13 protein-coding genes and 1 tRNA gene are annotated in these 19,133 nt (G+C 44.7%); 9 read left to right on the top strand and 5 right to left on the bottom strand.

What is annotated here, in order from left to right; genetic code table 11:
* The first annotated feature begins 74 nt into the window (after window positions 1–74).
* Entirely contained in the window at window positions 75–464 is a 390-nt protein-coding gene (gene gcvH, locus NWP21_RS00070) for a glycine cleavage system protein GcvH (protein ID WP_280791149.1), read from the top strand.
* Between the two features lie 80 nt (window positions 465–544).
* Window positions 545–3,457: an aminomethyl-transferring glycine dehydrogenase gene (gene gcvP / locus NWP21_RS00065; RefSeq protein WP_280791148.1), complete on the top strand. Its 2,913-nt coding sequence runs from the start codon at window positions 545–547 to the stop codon at window positions 3,455–3,457.
* A 104-nt stretch (window positions 3,458–3,561) separates the two neighbouring features.
* Here the strand turns inward: gcvP and NWP21_RS00060 are convergent, their stop codons facing one another.
* Window positions 3,562–4,497, bottom strand: a complete 936-nt coding sequence (locus NWP21_RS00060; RefSeq protein WP_280791147.1) for a WD40 repeat domain-containing protein — start codon at window positions 4,495–4,497, stop codon at window positions 3,562–3,564.
* A 427-nt stretch (window positions 4,498–4,924) separates the two neighbouring features.
* On the opposite strand from NWP21_RS00060, the gene NWP21_RS00055 reads away from it, so the two are divergent.
* Window positions 4,925–5,257, top strand: coding sequence for a hypothetical protein (locus tag NWP21_RS00055; RefSeq protein ID WP_280791146.1), 333 nt, complete (start codon window positions 4,925–4,927; stop codon window positions 5,255–5,257).
* Between the two features lie 109 nt (window positions 5,258–5,366).
* Here NWP21_RS00055 and NWP21_RS00050 read toward each other — a convergent pair whose 3' ends face one another.
* Both NWP21_RS00050 and NWP21_RS00045 read right to left on the bottom strand, forming a co-directional pair.
* Window positions 5,367–5,795, bottom strand: coding sequence for a DUF29 domain-containing protein (locus NWP21_RS00050; protein ID WP_280791145.1), 429 nt, complete (start codon window positions 5,793–5,795; stop codon window positions 5,367–5,369).
* Between the two features lie 317 nt (window positions 5,796–6,112).
* Window positions 6,113–6,186, bottom strand: a tRNA-Pro gene (locus NWP21_RS00045).
* Between the two features lie 128 nt (window positions 6,187–6,314).
* Between NWP21_RS00045 and lipA the strand changes: the two genes are divergently transcribed.
* The 4 genes from lipA to NWP21_RS00025 all read left to right on the top strand — a co-directional run bounded on the left by lipA (window position 6,315) and on the right by NWP21_RS00025 (window position 10,510).
* Window positions 6,315–7,217 (top strand): lipoyl synthase, encoded by a 903-nt coding sequence (gene lipA / locus NWP21_RS00040; protein ID WP_280791144.1) that lies wholly within the window; start codon window positions 6,315–6,317, stop codon window positions 7,215–7,217.
* A 12-nt stretch (window positions 7,218–7,229) separates the two neighbouring features.
* Complete coding sequence (locus NWP21_RS00035) at window positions 7,230–8,156, top strand: NAD(P)H-dependent glycerol-3-phosphate dehydrogenase (RefSeq protein ID WP_271730587.1); 927 nt, start codon at window positions 7,230–7,232, stop codon at window positions 8,154–8,156.
* Between the two features lie 437 nt (window positions 8,157–8,593).
* Window positions 8,594–9,841 carry an RNA polymerase sigma factor SigC gene (gene sigC / locus NWP21_RS00030; RefSeq protein WP_280791143.1) on the top strand — a complete coding sequence of 416 codons (1,248 nt, stop codon included), beginning with the start codon at window positions 8,594–8,596 and terminating at the stop codon, window positions 9,839–9,841.
* Window positions 9,842–10,054: 213 nt separating this feature from the next.
* A complete protein-coding gene (locus NWP21_RS00025; RefSeq protein WP_280791142.1) occupies window positions 10,055–10,510 on the top strand; it encodes a transcriptional repressor in 456 nt (151 codons plus the stop codon).
* Window positions 10,511–10,520: 10 nt separating this feature from the next.
* Here NWP21_RS00025 and NWP21_RS00020 read toward each other — a convergent pair whose 3' ends face one another.
* Complete coding sequence (locus NWP21_RS00020; RefSeq protein ID WP_280791141.1) at window positions 10,521–11,738, bottom strand: peptidoglycan-binding protein; 1,218 nt, start codon at window positions 11,736–11,738, stop codon at window positions 10,521–10,523.
* A 15-nt stretch (window positions 11,739–11,753) separates the two neighbouring features.
* Entirely contained in the window at window positions 11,754–15,488 is a 3,735-nt protein-coding gene (gene cobN / locus NWP21_RS00015; protein WP_280791140.1) for a cobaltochelatase subunit CobN, read from the bottom strand.
* Between the two features lie 191 nt (window positions 15,489–15,679).
* Between cobN and NWP21_RS00010 the strand changes: the two genes are divergently transcribed.
* Both NWP21_RS00010 and NWP21_RS00005 read left to right on the top strand, forming a co-directional pair.
* Entirely contained in the window at window positions 15,680–17,602 is a 1,923-nt protein-coding gene (locus NWP21_RS00010; protein WP_280791139.1) for a GAF domain-containing sensor histidine kinase, read from the top strand.
* A 238-nt stretch (window positions 17,603–17,840) separates the two neighbouring features.
* The coding region (locus NWP21_RS00005) for a Calx-beta domain-containing protein (RefSeq protein WP_348519739.1) at window positions 17,841–19,133 on the top strand (1,293 nt) is incomplete at its 3' end.

The raw sequence follows: 19,133 nt of genomic DNA, 5'->3' as shown, positions 1-19,133 counted from the left end.
AACGCGATCATGACCGACCATAACTGAGGGAACTGTGGGCGCTAACTATTTTGAGATGGAAGGAAAAAACTAAAATGTCTTTTGAATATCCGCAGGATTTGAAATACCAGGATACTCACGAATACGTGCGGCTAGATGGAGAAATTGGCACCATTGGTATTACTGAATTTGCTATAGACCAAATGGGTGATGTTGTCTTTTTGGAATTACCAGACATTGGTGACCTAGTAACCAAGGGAGAAACTTTTGGCACCATTGAATCTGTGAAAGCCGTTGAAGACCTCAATTCACCAGTTACCGGTACAGTCATAGAACGCAATGAGATTTTACTTGAGTCTCCCGAACAAATAGCAGAAGACCCCTATGGCGAAGCCTGGTTGTTAAAAGTGCGTATCAATGACCCCGATGAGGTGCGGGATGCTTTGATCGCTGATGAGTACCGCGCCCTGGTAGAAGGGGAGTAGATGAGATATGTAGGGACTTGTCCCTACATATTTGAATATTTGTTGCAAAATATGAAGTAGTTACGTTTGGAGTTCAACTTGTGGTAAGTTACCCACCTATTCCCCAATCCAGCCATGAACCAATCATTAGTGAAATAATTAGTCAAAGCAGTTCAAAGTTAACTAATTTCCCAGAACGGCACATTGGCCCCGACTCCCAAGAAATCCAAGAAATGCTGGAGGTATTGGGTTTACAAAGTCTGGATTCACTGATTGATCACACAGTACCCCCCGGTATTCGCTTACAAAAAAAGCTCAAATTACCACCAGCACAGGGTGAATATACCGCCCTGGCTAAATTGAAACAAATTGCCGCTAAAAATCAGGTGTGGCGTTCATACCTCGGTACTGGATATTATGACTGTATTACCCCCCCGGTGATTCAGCGCAATATTCTAGAAAATCCGGGTTGGTATACAGCTTACACCCCCTATCAGCCAGAAATCGCCCAGGGACGACTGGAAGCCCTGCTCAATTTCCAGACAATGATTATTGACCTCACAGGGTTGGAAATTGCTAACGCTTCCTTACTGGATGAAGCGACCGCAGCAGCTGAAGCCATGAGTCTGAGTTATGGGGTGTGCAAAAATCAAGCCCATGCTTATTTTGTCTCTGACAACTGTCATCCCCAAACTATCGAGGTGTTGAAAACTCGTGCTCAACCCTTGGGGATTGAAATCATTATCGGTGATCATCGCCAAGATTTTACCCAAGGGATTTTTGGGGCAATTCTGCAATATCCTGCTACTGATGGCACGATTTACGACTACCGCGCTTTTATTGAAAAAGCCCATGCTCAGGGTGCATTGGTGACGGTAGCAGCAGACCCTTTAAGTTTAACTTTATTGACACCACCCGGAGAATTGGGTGCTGATATTGCGGTGGGTAGTACTCAACGTTTTGGTATTCCTCTGGGGTTTGGGGGACCCCATGCGGCATACTTCGCTACCAAAGAACAGTATAAGCGCCAGGTTCCGGGGCGCATTGTGGGAGTGTCAAAAGATGCTCACGGTCAGCGGGCTTTACGTCTGGCTTTACAAACCCGGGAACAGCATATACGGCGGGAAAAAGCAACTAGTAATATCTGTACTGCTCAGGTGTTATTGGCAGTCATGGCCAGTATGTATGCTGTATATCATGGTGGAGATGGTATTAAAAACATTGCCTGTAGCATTCACCAGTTAACTGTGATTTTAGCTGCAGGACTAAAGCGGCTGGGTTACAGGATTAGTTCTGAATATTTCTTTGATACCCTGCGCGTAGAGTTAGGCGCACAATCACTTACACCAATTCTGCAAGCTTGTCAAGCCAGAAAGATTAATCTCCGGGTTTTTGATCCTACATCTGTGGGTATTTCCCTAGATGAAACTACTACCCCAGAAGATTTAATTGATCTGTGGCAGATTTTCGCTCTCAGCGATGACTTACCCTTTACTCTAGAAGATTTAACTTCTGATTCCTATTCTCATCTGTTGTTGGAGCGCACCAGCAGTTATCTAACTCATCCGGTGTTTAACCGCTATCACTCCGAAACTGAGTTATTACGTTATCTGCATCAGCTAGAAACCAAGGATTTATCTTTAACTACATCCATGATTCCCTTGGGTTCCTGTACCATGAAACTGAATGCTACCGCAGAGATGATCCCCGTTACTTGGGAAGAGTTCGCTAAGATTCATCCCTTCGCGCCGGTTGCACAAACCCGGGGTTATCAAATCCTCTTCCAGCAACTGGAAACCTGGTTAGCGGAAATTACAGGTTTTGCGGGAATTTCTTTACAACCTAATGCCGGTTCTCAGGGTGAGTATACAGGACTTTTGGTAATTCGTCAATATCACCACAGTCGGGGGGAAGGACACCGTAATATTTGTTTAATTCCTGAGTCCGCCCACGGAACTAATCCCGCCAGTGCGGTGATGTGTGGGATGAAGGTGATCCCAGTTGCTTGTGATGCTTTGGGTAATATTGACCTGGATGATTTGCAAACCAAGGCGGCTAAACACGGGGATCAACTGGCGGCTTTAATGGTCACCTATCCTTCCACTCATGGTGTGTTTGAGGAAGGGATTCAGGAAATCTGCGCCATTATTCATCATCACGGTGGACAAGTGTATATGGATGGGGCGAATATGAATGCCCAAGTGGGTATTTGTCGCCCTGGAGATATTGGGGCGGATGTCTGTCATTTAAATCTGCATAAAACTTTCTGTATTCCTCATGGTGGCGGTGGCCCTGGTATGGGACCGATTGGTGTGGCTCAACATCTTGTCCCTTTCCTCCCTGGACACCCGGTTATACCCTCTGGCGATGCTCAAATTGGGGCGGTGGCTGCAGCGCCCTGGGGTAGTGCTAGTATTTTAGTTATCTCTTGGATGTACATTACTATGATGGGGTCTGAGGGTTTGACCCAGGCGACTAAGGTGGCAATTCTCAATGCTAATTATATCGCCCACCGCTTAAAGTCTTACTATCCGGTGCTGTATAAGGGCAAAAATGATTTTGTCGCCCATGAGTGTATTTTAGATTTACGGGGGGTGAAAAAGTCGGCGCTGATCGAAGTTGATGATATCGCCAAGCGCCTGATTGATTATGGTTTCCATGCGCCTACTGTGTCTTGGCCTGTGGCGGGTACTATGATGGTGGAACCCACAGAAAGCGAATCTCGCGCAGAGTTAGATCGGTTCTGTGAGGCGTTGATTGCTATCCGGGGAGAAATATCTGCTATTGAATCTGGCCAGATGGATCTGCAAGATAATCCGCTCAAAAATGCACCCCATACGGCTCACAGTTTGATTGCGGGACTCTGGAATCATGGCTATTCCCGTGAACAAGCTGCTTACCCTGGTCCCTGGACTCGTGAATATAAGTTCTGGCCTAGTGTGGGTAGGGTTGACTCGGCTTTTGGCGATCGCCATTTTGTTTGTGCTTGTTTACCTATGGATGCTTATCAGTAAGGTCATGGGTGGTTAATCACCGCTCCTGACTCTCATATCCCCGACTTCTATTCAGATTTATGGCTACTGCATAAAATGACACTGAGAAGTCGGGGATATCTCTATTAACGCCGTTGCCAAATCTTGATGCTTCCATCCCGATCGCCAGAGGCTAAGGTGCGACTATCGGGGCTAAATGCTACTGAATTAACGTAATTTGAATGTCCCGGGAGGGAGGTGATTTCCTGTAGGGTGGCGACATCCCACAGTTTGATGTTATCCACACCAGAGGCTAAGGTGCGACCATCGGGGCTAAATGCTACTGAACCAACGCCAACTGAACCTCGATTGATGGAGGCTATTTCCCCCCTGTTGACAACATCCCACAATTTGATGGTTTCATCCTCACTACCCGATGAGGCTAAAATGTGACCATTGCTGGGGCTGAAGGCTACTGAGTTAACCCCATCTGAATGTCCCTTGAGGGAGGTGATTTCCCGTAGGGTGGATACATCCCACAGTTTGATGGTTTCATAACCACCAGAGGCTAAGGTGCAACCATCGGGGCTAAATACTACTGAAATAACGCCCTCCGTGAGGGAGGCGATTTCCAACCTGGTGGCGACATCCCACAGTTTGATAGTCTCCCAACTCCCAGAGGCTAAGGTGCGACCATCGGGGCTGAAGGCTACTGAGTTAACCGCATCTGTATGTGCAGTGGTATACTGCAACTGCCATGAAGATATTGATTTTCGTGATTTATAAGTTTTTAAAGCCTGAATAATCTCAATTAATTTTCCATACTTAGACACTAGCAGATTATAGGCTGCATCTTTTACATCTGCTGATTCATCTGTGCTTAAAGCTTGGAGAAGTAAATTAACCCCCTCATCGCCATACTGCAGTGCTTGGGATATGGCTTTTACCCTTGTTTTGGGGTCAGGACTACTATAATCCCTCAGCAGACCCTGGATTCTCCCCAACACCGCTACTAATTCGGGAGCATTACCAGTACCAACTAAGACTACATCAAACTGGACTGGTTCTGGGCGCTGATTCATCGTGGATTCTCCAGTGGTGATTAAATTACTCCGGGCAATATTATACAATCAATGAAGCTTCCCCTGTCTGAAGACGCGGGTATTTCTCAAGAGTCCATAAAAGAACTTTTTTAGGTCCACTTAAAGCACCTCTACTGATTCGGTTTAAGTCAAACTTAAAGATCATCCTCCCTTTCCTGAGTCTCATATCCCCGACTTTTATTCAGATTCATGGCTACTGAACAAAACGACTGTGAGAAGTCGGGGATATCTCTATTAACGCCTTTGCCAAATCTTGATGGTTGTATCCCAGGTGTAGGGTTGAGCCATCAAACCCTAGTGCAAGTAAAAGTAAGTAGCTAATCCTACTTATAATATTTCTTAAATTTCCTCTAACTCTCCCCGGAGCGTCCTGTTAACATACATAATTATCGTCATGAGGGTATTTATGGATGAAGTTGTTAGAAAATTAGCAGGTGTCGGATTACCAGCAGTTATACTTCTGATTACAATGGCATCAACTGGTTTAGCTGGTGCTGCTGCAATTACTACAGCATTAGCCATTTTAGGTCCGGGCGGAATGTTCGGCGGTATTGTATTACTGGGAATCATAGGATTAGCATCAGACGCAATAACAAAATATGGATTAACGACACTACTCCAGGAAATCTATCGAGTCAGAAAAGCTCAAGGCGAATCTTTGCATAACCTCTGTAGAGAAATTAATGGTTTACCAATTAGTAAAGAATTGAAGCTAATTCTTCAAGACTATATTAGTTGAATTTCAATTGATGGTAATTGCTCTTCCTATCAGTTAAGATGTGCGATCTGCTCAGTGCAGCAGTCCTAGTGCGATCGCTCCTACAGCCAATATCTTCGACTTCTATAATTTACTGTGGTAAAAATTCAGGGGATAAAATCTCTGTGAGTTTGTAGGGACAGGTTTGGGGAAATGATGATAATCCCGTTTCTCTTTCGGCGCTAATGGTAGCTAGAGGATAAACATCTTCTATGGCTGCAGTGAGATGAGGTTGAAGACTAGGGTTTTTTTCCAGGAGTTTTTCTAAACGCAGCCGTTGCTCTTTAATGGTTAATTGCCAACTGCGAGAGTGTAAGCTGGGCTGAAATTGCCATTTAAAAAGGTGTATAATTAAAATTTCTAATCTGCTTTCTAATTGTCGTTTTTCTGAGCGTCCCATGTCTTCTATTTCTTCGACAATATTTTGCCAATCGACTTGATCAAGTTGTCCTGTTTTTAACAGGTTTACTTGTTCTTGTGTCCAAGCATAAAAATCATGGTCATGGGTGCTGGAGTTCATAGGTGCTGCTGCATTTCCAGGTTTAGGGCGGCCAGATTCAAGTCATCTACTCCAATTTAGGTGGGGTGAAAGGCGCACTTCGTTTGGGATTTTTCCTAACTGAAGCAATAGAAATCAATATAGGATTTCCTATGCTCGTGAGGTACAATTTTTTTTAGTTTGAGGGAACACACCGAACAGGGAACAGGGAATAGGTGTGTACTTCATGAGCCTGAAAAAGGCTATAAAAGTTATGATTGTCATAGTTTTGAACGCCAATACACCTTGATGACTAGGTAGTTGGGCAACGCGGACAAATAAAATTAAGTTAATGTACATCGGGATGACTGGATTCGAACCAGCGGCCCCTTCGTCCCGAACGAAGTGCGCTACCAAGCTGCGCTACATCCCGCCACGACATACAAGATACGATTATATCATCATAGTACAACTTTGTTGATATATAATCAATATCTTACCCTAACTCATTAAGCTACCGTTTGCTAGGATGAGATTTGTATAACTTCATAAGGGCAGATTGTGACTGTTAAACCAGACTGGTTGCGAGTAAAAGCGCCTCAATGGCAGCGCGTTGGTAACGTTAAAGAGATTTTGCGGGATTTAGCGCTTAACACAGTTTGTGAAGAAGCGTCATGTCCTAATATTGGTGAGTGCTTTCAAGCTGGTACAGCCACATTTTTAATTATGGGTCCGGCTTGTACCCGCGCCTGTCCTTACTGTGATATTGACTTTGAGAAAAAACCCCAACCTCTAGACCCCACAGAACCAGGACGACTAGCAGCAGCTGTGGAGCGGATGAAACTAAATCATGTGGTGATTACTTCGGTCAACCGTGATGATTTACCTGATGGTGGTGCTTCTCAGTTTGTGCTGTGTATTCAAGCGGTGCGGGAACTCTCACCTCAAACCACAATTGAGGTGTTAATTCCTGACTTGTGCGGTAATTGGAAGGCTTTAGAAGTGATTTTACAAGCCTCCCCAGAGGTACTCAACCACAACACAGAAACGGTAGAGCGGTTATATCGCCGGGTACGTCCCCAGGGAAACTACCGACGGAGTTTAGAATTATTGGGGCGATCGCGGCAAATAGCCCCCCAAGTATACACCAAATCTGGGATTATGGTGGGTCTGGGTGAAACTGATGGGGAAGTCCGCCAAGTCATGGCAGATTTACGCAGTGTAGATTGTGACATTTTGACCATTGGGCAATATCTCCAACCCAGTCAAAAACACTTGCAAGTTAATGACTTTATCAGCCCAGAACAATTTGCAGCTTGGCAGGTCTTCGGTGAGGAAATCGGATTTTTACAAGTTGTGTCTTCACCCTTGACAAGAAGCTCATATCATGCAGAGCAAGTCAGAGAACTAATGCAACGCTACCCCCGTCAGGTAAGTGTTGAGTCTTTAAGTAATTGTCAATGATTGTTAACAGTGGTGCAAAAAACTACCATAGGTATATTGGGTGCTGGTGCTTGGGCTATGGCCTTAGCCAACTTAGCCACGGACAACGGCCATGAGGTGCGGATCTGGTCACGTGGGGGAAAAGTAAGTTTATCAGCAGTTTTACAAAATGCTGACATCATCTTGTCGGCGATCTCCATGACAGGGGTGAGTGAGATAGTGTCTCAAATGGAATTCCTCCCCCTGTCAGCCAAAACAATTTTTGTCACAGCTACCAAAGGACTAGATCCCCAAACTACCTGTACCCCGTCGCAAATTTGGCAAGGAGCATTCCCTGATCATCCAGTAGTTGTTTTGTCGGGGCCAAATTTATCGGCGGAAATTCGCCAATCACTACCAGCAGCAACGGTAGTGGCCAGCAAGAACCAGAAAGCGGCTCAATTGGTGCAACAGGTATTTTCTTCTAGTTGTTTCCGGGTATATACCAATCCTGACCCCATCGGTGTGGAACTAGGGGGAACATTAAAAAATATTATGGCGATCGCAGCTGGTGTATGTGATGGCTTGCATCTAGGAACCAACGCCAAAGCCGCTTTAGTCACCCGTGGACTGACGGAAATGGTTCGCATTGGCCAAAATTGGGGTGCAAAGACAGAAACATTTTATGGTTTATCAGGTCTAGGAGATTTGTTAGCGACTTGTAACAGTCCCCTCAGTCGTAATTACCAAGTTGGTTACCAGATGGCTGGGGGTAAAACACTAGTAGAAGTTCTGGCAAATTTACCAGGAACAGCCGAAGGTGTGAATACTTGTCAAGTCTTAATCAAACGAGCCCAGGAGCACAGTATTGCTATCCCCATTACCGAACAAGTTTATGCCTTGCTGCAAGGTGAAGTCACACCGCGACAAGCTTTGGAGGAACTAATGCTACGAGATATTAAGCCAGAGTACAACTGTTAATCCTGCGTAGGATGACAAAGTATTACGAATAGTGTGAACCTGAATAATCCCTAGAAAAAAAAATCATAAAATCGTCAGGATATTCTTTCACCCCGATGTATATATCACTATAGCGATGGTAAACATATGTTTTACAAGTTACCAAGATCAGCCTGATAGCGTATCGTGGCATCAGCCATATAAATATCCTGTGTTAAAACCCTCACTAAAATATTCCATGTTTATTTAAAGCCTAGATATAGATTTGAATAGCTATTGGTTCAATTGAAACGCTCAACCGATACATCGGTAACAGTGTGAAAAATATCAGTGTGTTTTCTGGCTCAGAAGCTTAACTAAAACCTCTACCAGATTAGTTCATGTTGAATCACGCAATAGCACCAGTTCATTAGTTGCACCATTATCTATTGTTACCTGGAGCCATTGAGACTAGCCATATGCCAGCAATATCTTTTTATGCAGATGAGGCTTCCTACGCTCAGAAGTCTGTCGAGAGTTTGAATACAGAACTGACTATTGATGATGAGTTATCGGCTGATGATATCCAAGAGTTACAAGTAGCAGCAACAGACCATGCTCACTTGGAAGGGAGTACTAACCGTCGGAGTACAGACCTAGTACGTTTATATCTTCAGGAAATTGGGCGAGTACAGCTTCTGGGGCGGGATCAAGAAGTTTCAGAAGCCCAAAAAGTTCAACGCTACTTGCGGATGCGGACTGTACTAACTAATGCGGCACAGCAAGGGGATCAAGTGATTGTGCCATTTCTCAAGTTAATTGAGGTTCAGGAGCGTCTGACATCTGAACTAGGACACCGCCCATCTTTGGAAAGGTGGGCTAGTAGTGCGGGGATGAATCTATTGGATCTCAAACCTACTTTAGCAAATGGCAAACGCCGCTGGGCAGAAATTGCTGAGTTAACAGTCGAAGAGCTAGAACAAATCAAATCCCAAGGACTCCAAGCTAAGGAACACATGATCAAGGCTAATTTGCGCTTGGTAGTGTCCGTGGCGAAAAAGTATCAAAATCGGGGACTAGAATTATTGGATTTAGTCCAAGAGGGAACTTTAGGCTTAGAAAGAGCGGTTGAGAAATTTGACCCCACTAAGGGATATCGCTTTAGTACATATGCTTATTGGTGGATTCGTCAGGGAATTACACGGGCGATCGCCACCTATAGCCGCACAATTCGCTTACCTGTTCATATTACAGAAAAGCTGAACAAGATTAAAAAAGCGCAACGGAAAATCTCTCAAGAAAAAGGTCGTACAGCCACCTTAGAAGACCTAGCCATTGAGTTAGAAATGACACCGAACCAAGTCAGGGAAGTGTTACTTAAAGTACCACGTTCCGTGTCCATGGAGACGAAGGTAGGCAAAGATAAAGACACCGAATTAGGGGAATTATTGGAAACCGACGGGATTACCCCCGAAGAAATGTTAGTGCGAGAATCTTTACAAAGAGACTTGCATACTTTGTTAGCAGATTTAACTAGCCGTGAACGTGATGTAATACTGATGCGGTTTGGTTTAGCGGATGGTCATCCTTACTCCCTAGCCGAAATTGGCCGCGCTCTGGACTTATCTAGAGAAAGAGTACGTCAAATAGAATCCAAAGCTTTGCAAAAGCTGCGCCAACCGAAACGACGCAACTTTATCCGGGATTATTTAGAGTCCTTAAGTTAGGTTCAAATCTGGAACCGCCTAGGTTCCACAACCAAACAAATCTACCATCGGCTTTCTCCTAGTCATGGCGTAGCGTGGCGGAGGTTCCATAGATTTACCAGGGTTTTTTTTCACTAATTTATTTAGAATTTTTGGCAAGAAGAAATATTTATTGCTTAATCCCAGAATTTGTTATATTCTCAACTAATAGGCTTTGTTGAGAAAAGAATTAATATGACTGTTTACACATCTTCTTCGCTCAAGGCAGAACTAAATGATAGAGGTTGGCGTTTAACACCCCAACGGGAGACGATTTTACACATTTTCCAAGAACTTCCCCAAGGTGAACATCTCAGCGCTGAGGATCTTTATCATCGACTGGAGACTGAGGGTCAGGGAATCAGCCTTTCAACAGTCTATCGGACGTTGAAACTGATGGCACGGATGGGGATTTTGCGGGAACTAGAACTGGGAGAAGGACATAAGCATTATGAAATTAACCAACCCTCCCCCCATCACCACCACCATTTAATTTGTGTTAAATGTAACGCGACTATCGAGTTTAAAAACGACTCGATTTTAAAAATAGGTGGAAAAACGGCTCAAAAAGAGGGATTCCACCTGCTAGACTGTCAAATGACAATTCATGCAGTCTGTCCTCAGTGCCAACGGTCTCTGATGCCTTTGTAGCTGTGAGAACCTAAAGTTTTCCGCTAGTGAGATTACTTACATTGATGCCGTAAAATGTTTTTGCTTGCTGAAGAGCGCGTTTAGTCTCATCGGACATAACGCCGTTGAGATCACCTCGATAGAAACCCTGTGCTTGTAGTCGCCTTTGAATTTCCAAGACACTGAAATCACCCTGGCGGCCGGTGTTAATTAAGCTATATAACTTAGCTCTAGTAGTCGGTCCAGCAATTCCACTGACAGCTAAGTGATTAGCGGCTTGAAACCTACGCACAGCATCATCAGTCTGGGAACCAAAATACCCGGTTGGTGTTGCGGTTAGATATCCGGCCGCGATCAAATGTTCTTGAAGCAGTCTGACGGCCTCACCCCGATTACCCATTCTGAGATTGTCTGGATTAGCTGTTTGTCTGGGTGTGGGAGGGGTTGTTGTTGCGCCACCAACGCCCACAGGGGGCAATTTTTTGATTGTGGACGGGCCAACAATGCCATCTGCATCTAATTTAGAAGCTGTTTGGAATTGTTTGACAGCTTCTTCAGTAACCGGACCAAAGACCCCGGTGGCTTTACCAGAATAGAAACCTGCAACTCGCAGCCTTTCTTGTAAAACCCTGACATCTTCGCCTTGATCACCTCTGTGGAGCAACTGGGGATGACGGCGTTGAGTGGGAGTTTTCGCAGTTGTAACTTTTTGTGGTTGCGGTGTTGAGGTTTTTACTGTCTCAAACGGTGTACTAGCAGTGGTCAGCGGGGGAATAGATTCCACATGACTGTTGATGGTGGGTACTACGGTGCTGGTAATAGTTGGTGTGGAGGGTTGGGGATTTACTGGTTGTCTCAGCGAGGTTTCTAATTTTTGCCGTGTCTCTACTCCCAGAACCCCATCAACTACTAAACCTTGAGATGCTTGAAAACGCCGTACAGCATCTTCTGTGGAAAAATCATAGACTTGTGTGATCTGCTCTCGGTAAAAACCAGCTTGTTGCAATTGTCTTTGGAGGTTGGCTACCGAAGGACCTTGATCACCTCTTTGTAGTGCGAAAGCACTGCTGATAGAACTCAGAATAGATACAGCCACAGCTAAGGGTAACAAGTGCTTCCAGGCTCCACCAGAAAGGCGTTTCCAGTCGGGGGCAGATGCTTTCTTGAATAAGACACTCAAGGATGCTAATTCACTAGATGCACTGTTTTCATAGGTATTGGCTAAATATAAATATGCAAGATTGTCCATGTGATATCTCCTGATTTATTTTTCTTCGATGGTTGCTTCTGCTTGATGTACCAGATTTCGCAACTTATCTAATGTCTTGCTGTTTACATCCTGCCATAAACCTCGCTGGTGCGCTTCTAATAATTTATCGGCAATATCACGCATTGCCCAAGGATTTTTATCCTGGATAAATTCACAAACTATAGGGTCTAGTAAATATGCTTGTGTCACACCCTCATACATATGGTCTTCGACACATTGGGCTGTGGCATCATAGGCAAATAAATAATCTACCGTCGCCGCCATTTCAAAGGCACCTTTGTAACCATGGCGCATCATTCCGGAAATCCATTTGGGGTTAACTACACGGGAACGATACACCCGGGCAATTTCGGCTTTGAGGGTGCGCACTTTTGGTTGAGCGGGATGAGAATGATCACCAAAGTAGGTTTGCGGGTTGTTTCCTTGTAGCGATCGCACGGCTGCTGTTAAACCGCCTTGAAATTGGTAATAATCATCGGAGTCGAGTAAGTCGTGTTCCCGGTTGTCTTGATTGTGTAAAACAATTTGCATTTGTGTTAGGCGTTGCTCAAAGGCTTCTGGTGCCGAAATACCCACTAATTCCCCTTGAGTATCGGGGGAACTACCACTGGTGTAAGCGTAGCAACTCCAGTTAATATAAGCACGGGCTAAGTCTTGCTCATCTATCCAGTTTTGTGATGTCATCAGCCCTTGGAGACCCGCACCATAGGCACCGGGTTGAGAACCAAAAACCCGGTATTGCGATCGCACTCTCGCTGATTCCACTGTTAAGCCTTGTTGCATCCACAACTGAGTATCTTGGCTGACTCGTGCCGCCAGGGGGTTAAAGTCTTGGGGTTCATTGAGTGCGGCCACTGCGATTACAGCTTGCTCGAATAAGTCGATTAAATTGGGGAAAGCATCCCGAAAAAATCCCGAAATCCGCAAGGTAACATCAACACGGGGACGACCCAAAATGCTCAAGGGTAAGATTTCAAAGTCTACTACACGCCGCGCTGCACTGTCCCAAACAGGACGCACTCCCATTAAAGCTAGGGCTTCGGCGATATCATCGCCCCCGGTGCGCATGGTTGCAGTACCCCACAAGGATAAACCCAAGGTTTGGGGATACTCGCCGTTTTCTTGGGTGTAACATTCAATCAGATTTTCAGCGGCTTTTCTCCCCACATCCCACGCGCTTTCTGTGGGAATGGCCCGAATATCCACAGAATAAAAGTTTCTCCCGGTGGGTAAAACTTCTGGTCTTCCCCGGGTGGGTGCGCCTGATGGGGCGCTGGGGATATACTTACCATTGAGTCCCTGGAGTAAGTTGGTGATTTCGTCTTTGGTTTGTTCTAAGGCGGGGATGAGTTTAGTTTTAATCCAGTCAAGATGGGGGGATGAAAGGGGGGGAGCATTCAGGAGTTGTTCTACTAATTGGGCGGCGTGTATTTCCAGAACTTCTACTGCGTCGCCGACGGTGCGACAGGTTTTTGGGGTGATGTTGTGTAAAATTTGCTGATCAATTTCTGATAACTGAGTGTGAAAATCCGTGGTTAGGGGGTCAAACTCTAGTCCCCACTCTGTGGCTAGGTGACGAGTGATACCTAGGGAGTAACGGTTAGGGATACGGGCGATCGCCACTATTAAATCTCGCAGTTGTCGCCCTTGGGGACATTGGCCGAAAATATGTAAACCGTCGCGAATTTGCGCTTCTTTGAGTTCACACAGATAGCCACCGATGAAGTTTAAAATTACTGATTCAAACTTTAAAATATCGCTTTCTATGGCAATACCTAGCTCTTGGTGGAGATTTTCTTGGATAACTAATTCCCGAATGCGATCGCGAATTGACGGTAAACGCCCAGGATCTAAACTTTCCGCCTCATAATATTCATCTACCAAGTTTTCTAACTGTTGTAGTGCGCCATAAAGTTCTGCTCTGGTCATGGGGGGAGTGAGGTGGTCTAAAATCACCGCTTGGGCCCGACGTTTAGCTTGAGAACCCTCCCCTGGGTCATTGACAATGAAGGGGTAAAAATGGGGAAGTGGTCCGAAAGCTACTTCGGGATAACAATGACTGGATAAGGCGACACTTTTACCGGGTAACCATTCTAAATTGCCATGTTTCCCCACATGAACCACTGCATCCGCGCTGAAAATTTCCCTCACCCAATAATAAAAGGCTAAATAAGCATGAGTGGGTACTAAATCCGGTGCATGATAATTCAAACTAGGGTCAATATCATAACCCCGTGGTGGTTGAATCCCTACAAATATGTTACCCAGTTGGATTCCTGGAATGGGGAAAGAGTCAGCACATCCCCATGTTTGAGTAATTTCTTGCTGTACAGTTGTGGGTAAACTAGCAAAATACTTTTGATAATCTTCACGGTCAACACTTTGCAGCACAGGGCGAAAATCTCTACCTTCTGGGTCATTAGTTACCCCACTAGTCAGAATGTCGATTAATTCATCTCCATTTCTGGGGGGATTCTCTACCACATAATCCGCATTTTGTAAAGCCTTAATTATTTCTACACAGCTGGCTGGTGTGTCCAATCCTACGCCATTAGCTAATCTGCCGTTGCGATTGGGGTAATTTGCCAAAATCAGGGCAATACGGCGCTTTTGGGGAGGCTTTGAGCGCAGGTTTACCCAGTTGGCTGCTAGTTGGGCCACAAACTCAATGCGATCGCTCACTGGTTCATAAACCATCACATCTGTTTCTAAGTCAGGATGGCGCTTTTGTACAGTTTTAAAAGAAACAGCGCGGGTAATAATCCGCCCATCTACCTCTGGTAGCGCCACATTCATGGCTATATCCCGGGGGGAAAGTCCTTGTAATTGTGACTCCCACTGCTCCACTCCACCACCACTGAGGATAACTTGTAAGACTGGGACATTCAATTTTTGCCAAAGGTCTAGCTGGGGTGCTTCTGCTTCCAACCGCGCCAGAGAAAAGCTTGTAGTATTTAGTAGTACTCCTATTTGCTCTGTATCTTTAGGCTGGAAAAACTCACTTAATTCTCCTTGAACATCAGGATCACGCAATGAGGAAACAAACACTGGTACAGGTTGTAAATTACGTTTTGCCAGGGCTGTACACAAGGCATCAATTACTTTAGTATTACCAGATAGATAATGAGCGCGGTAGAAAAGAATGCCCACTTTAGCTATTGCTGATTTCCTAGTCCCCATTCCCCAGTTATATAACCCAACACGGGGAACCCCTTTGGGTGGTGAGGCTGGGAAAGAAGTATGAAGACAGGTATCACAGATAAATTTTAGAGCGTTAACAATATTTTCTACTCCGCCTTCTCGGAAATATTGTAATACTTGATTAATAACACTTAAAGGCAAAGTAGATTGGGAAATTAATTCTGGGTCTAGACCGTCGTCACCAGGCATTACAATCAGAGTTGTACCTTGACGTTGTACAATTTCTTGCACCACTCCTAAACCATATGCCCAATAAGAACGTCCTCCTAACAGACGCAAAATAATCACTTGGGCAGATTCTAAAACTTCCTCAGCATAGGAATCTATAGTTATTTCTTGCTGTAACTGCAACAGACTAGCAACCCTGATGGCTGGGAAGTTTGGTGGTAATTGAGTCACTGCTACTGCGAGGGTTTGAATGTCGGTATCAGCGGCGGTAATGAATACAAAAGGAGCGGGAGATTGTTCGATCAAAACTAACCCTGCGGACTGATTCCATCCCCCCGGTGTGGCGCTGATACGATGCATAATCTTGTATTACCCCCTTAAACTGTTGAATATAACACTGTTTTCGCCCGTGCAAGTTATTACATGACATATTAATAGGATGCCAAGAAGTGCATGAATGCCATCAATAAACAGATTTTTCATATCTGACGCACTCTACAAGAGATTTTACACTGTCTTCCGCCACGTAAATTATTACCAGACCATTAAAAATGCTTAGTTCTCCTGATTTGAGTTTTTCTCGAAACTTGCCTTTAGTTGTATATAATCAGCTTGGGGAATTGTTACAGCAGATGGCTCAAGTCGTCGGAAGTGCTGCACTGGTACTCACTGAGTCTGTATTAGTCAGGATTTGTTTACCCCAAGAGTGGCGCAACCAAAGGTTTACACTGTTGATTTCTCAGGAGTTTAGCGCTCTTTTGGTGGGAACTTTAGCACCGGGGAATGGGGGGAATTGCGCCGCATACAATAGCAGTTTGACATTTAATTCTGAGGCGATCGCTTTATTTGTCTCCCAGGTACGAGACTTATTTGAGGGAAATTCTGACACACACCAAAATCTGGAACGCTATCGAGAGCTTGTCAGACCTAATGATCCTCAGACCCAAACTAAATTTACACTGTTGTTATTAGAGTATATCGGCACACAGTCATCCCAGAAGATTATAGATCCTTTAACCCCTGCTGATAGCCCGGGATGCGTAGCCATTCCTCAAGTTTATACTTGTCAGCCTGTGGAAGATGCCTTAAAAAAACAGATTTTGCAAGAGCGACTGTTAAATCAGGTGACCACCCAGATTCGCAAAAGCTTAGATTTACCAGTGATTATGGCCACGGCGATCGGTATGGTACGGGAATTTCTGGCACTGGATCGATTAGTAATATATAAATTTCAGGGTTTGAGTGTCAAAACTGATAGCTTACATGGCATAACCATAGATGAAAACCTACCCCCAGGAGAGATGGGGGGTTGTATCGTCTATGAGGAGAGGGCTGAAGGTGCGATTTCCTCGGTGTTGTCTTATCAAGAAAACGACTGTTGGTCTAAGAACTCCAGCTGTTTAGCAAAGTATCGCCAAGGATTTACCTTAGTAATTGACGACGTGGAAAAAACTTATGTCACAGAACAATGTTTATTGAATTTATTACGAAAATGCCAAGTTAGGGCTAAGTTAGTAGCACCAATTATATTTGAGCAAAATCTGTGGGGTCTATTGATTGCTCATCAATGTCATACCCCACGGGAGTGGAGCGAAAGTGATCAAAGTTTACTCACTTCCATAGCCGAACAATTAGCCATTGCTATTCATCAAGCTGAGTTGATGCAATCTTTACAACAAGCTACCCGCACCCTTACCCAAGAAAAACAAAGTTTAGAACAACGAGTAATTGAGCGGACAAAAGCCCTACGGGAGGCTTTACTAGCTGCAGAAGCTGCTAGTCGCCTCAGAAGCGAATTTCTGGCTACCATCAGTCACGAATTACTCACGCCTTTAACCTATGTGATTGGGATGTCTTCCACTTTGTTACGTTGGCCCCTCGGAGAACTGAGTCAACGTCAACGAGATTACCTGCAAACCATCCATGACAGTGGAGAACATTTATTAGAGCTAATTAATGACATCCTGGATTTATCCCAAATTGAAGCGGGAAAAACTGTATTAAATATTACGGAATTTTCCCTAACCCATACCGCCAAAAATTCCCTAGAGTCACTATTAGAAAAAGCTGATAACCAACAGGTTAATCTTCAACTGGATTTACAAATCGACCCCCAACGGGATCTGTTTACTGCTGATGTACAGCGAGTAGAACAAATTCTCTGGAATTTATTAACCAATGCGATTAAGTTTACCCCAGGAGGTGGTAGTGTTACCTTGCGGATCTGGGTAGAAGATGATATGGCTGTCTTTCAAATTGAAGACACTGGAATTGGTATTCCTGAAGAACAATTACCAGTGATGTTTGAAAAATTTCAGCAATTAGATACACCCTATCGCCGGCGCTACGAAGGTACAGGACTCGGTTTAGCCTTAACTAAACAACTGGTAGAACTCCATCGCGGTCGCATTGAAGTGGAATCTACTGTAGCCATTGGTTCAATTTTTACGGTATGGATACCAGCCCAGCAGTAACGCAATTAATCGGGACTGGGTTACTTGTCCCCGCGGATTTAGCCCGGAGGGTCTCAAATTCTCAAATATCTATCTAAAGATAGATGACAAACTTATCTAAATCTTATAATTGTACTTAAATATATAAAAAACACATTTAATAAATTACGTATTTTAAGTAACAATCCCAGTTTTTTTAGTTTTCAACGGCGATCGCCTAAAGGTAAGGTTTTTGCAGGTATTAAGTGAAGAGAAATTTATGATTATTGAATGGACAAAGCTATTGGAAACTACGAGAAGGGACGAAGCCAATGGCCTGACACCAGCCAACCTAGAGACCATTGGACAGGGAACAGATAAAATCATCAGCGCTACCCAAACCGACCCCGCAGGTAATATTGGCACATCCAATCCCTTTACCTTTGGGGTAGATACCATAGCGCCCACCCCCTTCATTGCCATCGTCCCTAGTAATGCAACAAGGGCTGAAGGGAACACAGGTACTACCCCCTTCACCTTCACAGTCACCCGCACAGGAGATACATTTAACACCAGTACTGCCAACTGGGCGGTTACAGGTACAGGAACCAACCCTGCTAATACAGAGGACTTTGGCGGAACCCTCCCCACGGGTACAGTCACCTTTGCAGCAGGGGTAACATTTCAAGTAATTACCGTCAATGTCACTGGTGATAGGGTAGTAGAGCAGGATGAGACCTTTACTATTACCTTATCTAACCCCAGTAACGCTACTATTACCACTGGTACTGCTGCGGGGACGATTAGAAATGATGATACAAATAATAATGTAGATAACACAGCCCCAGTTATCCAACCTAATCAAACCTTCAGCTATACAGAAAACCAAGTCGCAGGTTACCAAGTAGGAACCGTTGCTGCTACCGATAACGTAGCTGTCACAGGTTACAGTATTGTCAGCGGTAACCCAGATGGATTCTTTACCATTAACAACAGCGGGGTAATTACCCTCACAGCAGCAGGAGTCGCCGATGCAGCCAATGACTTTGAAACCTTCCCTAACAGTTTTACTCTAGGAATTACTGCTAGAGATGCGGCTGGTAATACTTCCACTGCAATAAATATTACCAGCTACATCTTAAACCAGATGGAAGTAACCTTTGTAGGGGAATGGGATTGGTTGACCTATGCCAATGCTGTCACAGTGGTAGGTAACTATGCTTACTCAGTTGGCGATACTTTAGAAATCATTGATGTGAGCAACCCCACTAACCCCACCCGCACTGGCGGTTACAATATCTCTGGCTGGGGTGTACAAGTAGTGGGGAACTACGCCTATATCGCTGATGGGAATGACGGATTGCAAATCATTGATATCAGCAACCCCGCCAACCCCACCCGCACCAGTGGTTACGATACTACTGGCTATGCTTCGGATGTACAAGTAGTGGGGAACTACGCCTATATCGCTGATGGGAATGACGGATTGCAAATCATTGATATCAGCAACCCCGCCAACCCCACCCGCACCAGTGGTTACGATACTACTGGCTATGCTTCGGATGTACAAGTA

The sequence above is a fragment of the Anabaenopsis sp. FSS-46 genome, from assembly GCF_029891665.1.
GTDB classification, from domain to species: Bacteria; Cyanobacteriota; Cyanobacteriia; order Cyanobacteriales; family Nostocaceae; genus Anabaenopsis; species Anabaenopsis arnoldii.
The sequence above is the reverse complement of the archived record's forward strand: the minus strand, read 5'-3'. Positions and strand labels throughout refer to the sequence as shown.